The organism is Endozoicomonas sp. (genome assembly GCF_051008435.1).
Classification (GTDB): Bacteria; Pseudomonadota; Gammaproteobacteria; order Pseudomonadales; family Endozoicomonadaceae; genus Endozoicomonas_A.
Genome location: NZ_JBPCXO010000420.1, coordinates 1 through 2,202, shown reverse-complemented (window position 1 = coordinate 2,202; position 2,202 = coordinate 1). Strand labels below are relative to the sequence as shown.

General features: G+C 46.5%; 2 protein-coding genes. One reads left to right on the top strand and one right to left on the bottom strand.

Features of this window, described 5'->3' with window-relative positions; all coding sequences use genetic code 11:
• The first annotated feature begins 806 nt into the window (after positions 1-806).
• Positions 807-1,868 (top strand): ABC transporter substrate-binding protein, encoded by a 1,062-nt coding sequence (locus tag ACR2PX_RS21205; RefSeq protein WP_434001352.1) that lies wholly within the window; start codon positions 807-809, stop codon positions 1,866-1,868.
• Positions 1,869-1,997: 129 nt separating this feature from the next.
• Here the strand turns inward: ACR2PX_RS21205 and ACR2PX_RS21200 are convergent.
• The coding region (locus ACR2PX_RS21200; protein ID WP_434001351.1) for a transposase at positions 1,998-2,202 on the bottom strand (205 nt) is incomplete at its 5' end.

Below are 2,202 nucleotides of genomic sequence, written 5' to 3'. Positions count from 1 at the left end.
GTGGCGCTCCTATAGAAGTCATCAAACAGTACGTTCAGCAGCAGAGAACACCGCATTAGTCGGCTATCGCCGACGAGCTTACATCCCCGCACTCAAAGTACGGGGTTTTACGCTCAACCGATAAATAACCTGTGGTCGTCTATTTGGGTGGATGTGTTACACAATCTCTTAGCTGTTACCCATCTGTTGTACATGGGTAACATAATAGACCAGTTGTTAGGGTAGGTTTATCTGTCGCTGCACTAGTTAAATGTACGTATTTCGGGTGTTGCGAGTCGATTGAAAAAAGTTGGCATGGGGTTTGTATATATTAAGGTCAAGAATAATAAATACAGCCAGAATAAAAATAATAACAGGCTGATTCAGCTAACCCCGAATAAAAATAATAACGTGTTAGCAGCAAGTAGATAGGTTTACAGGTTGATTGTTTGAGGTACTGCTACCAAGACGGAACCTTTCAGCCTAACAAAGAGTATTTTTATTGCTCCAGAAAAATGCTTATAACAAATAGCTGACGGGTTGCATGGAAGCAGCACAAAGATTTTGACCACACAGCTTGTAAACCCATCTACTTGGTTATTTTTTACTTTTCTCCCTCTCCCTCTCCCTCTCCCTCTCCCTCTCCCTCTCCCTCTCCCTCTACATCACCTGTTCCTCCTACCTGACAAGCTGAGTTTTTCCACCATACTACCTCTTGTTTTGCAGTAAGACTTTTCCTGCATCTGACTGTTGGCTCGCAGAACTTCAAAGGGGCGTCCACACTGGACGGCGCCGATTCTTTCCAGACTGAACGAGACGGAAACAGAATGAAGCGACAGCTTTGGTTGGGGTTATTCTCAGTGATGACAGGGGCTGGCTTGCTGTTCTCCTGGCAGGTGTATGCACTGACAGATCTGCAACGTCTGGAAAGAGCAGCCTCCGATGAGGGACTGCTGGAAACAGCCACCATGCCAGACGATTGGGCTAACTGGGGGCAGACATGGAAGGATCTGAAGACAAAGTATGGCATCGTTCAGAGAGATACGGATATGAGCAGTGCCGAGGTGATTTCAAAGATCAAGGCAGAGAGAAAGCACGCCACCCTGGATATTGGGGATTCCGGTCTTGAATTTGCCAGTGTGGCTAAGTCCCAGTCCGTGACCATGCCTTATAAGCCTTCTACCTGGCGTGAAATTCCTGACTGGGCAAAAGATCCTGATGGTCACTGGATGCTGTCCTATACCGGTGCAATGTCTTTTATTGTAAATCTTGAAAAGGTGAAATCAGTTCCTCGAAGCTGGAAGGATCTTCTCAATGGCAATCAGAAGCTGTCCATCGGTCCTGTAGGGAAGGGGAGCCAGCCAAGCAATGCGGTTTTATCGGCTTCTATCGCCATGGGAGGCAGTGAGAAAGATCTCATGCCGGGTATTAAGCTTTTCTCAAAGTTGGCCCAGGAAAAGCGGTTGACGCTGGTCCCTCCTACTGTCTCCAATCTGGAGCGGGGAGAGATTGAGGTGGGTGTGCTCTGGGATTTTAATGCGTTGAATTACAGAAACATCATTAACCCCAGAAGGTTTGAAGTGGTTATTCCCAGCGATGGATCTGTAATCAGTGGCTATAGCACTATCATCAACAAATGGGCCCGGCATCCCAATGCTGCCAAACTGGCCCGTGAATATATTCTCAGTGATGCGGGCCAGATCAACCTGGCCAGAGGCTCCGCCCGACCTATTCGCCCAGTGCTTCTGCCCGACGATGTAAAAAAATATTTATTACCTGAAGAGCAATACCGTAATGCCCGCTTGATCAAGGATGTTTCTGCATGGCGAAGAAGTGCCAGAGAACTGCCTTATCTCTGGCAGGAGTATGTGCTTTTTTATCTTGATTGAAGGGCACTTAAACCGGTCGAACTTTGTTGGGATAACCTCTGAATACAGGCTGTGCAGTTAGCCGACGAACCAGTGTGTTTCAAATATGTTTTCAATCAGAAAATTATGGCCCTTTTACAGGTTGGCTGATCATTTTTGGGCCTCCTGCCTGATTTTTAGATAGAGATAATCAAGATCATTGTAACCACATGCCTTGTATATTATCCGTTTGATGACACCATTGAAGGCTTCGATTTTCGCACTGGTTATACGATGCTGGCAGTACGACAGGAGCCCCTCTCTAGCTCTATTCAGACCTTTAGCGAACTTCTTTAGCTCTGCAATTCCTGTTTCT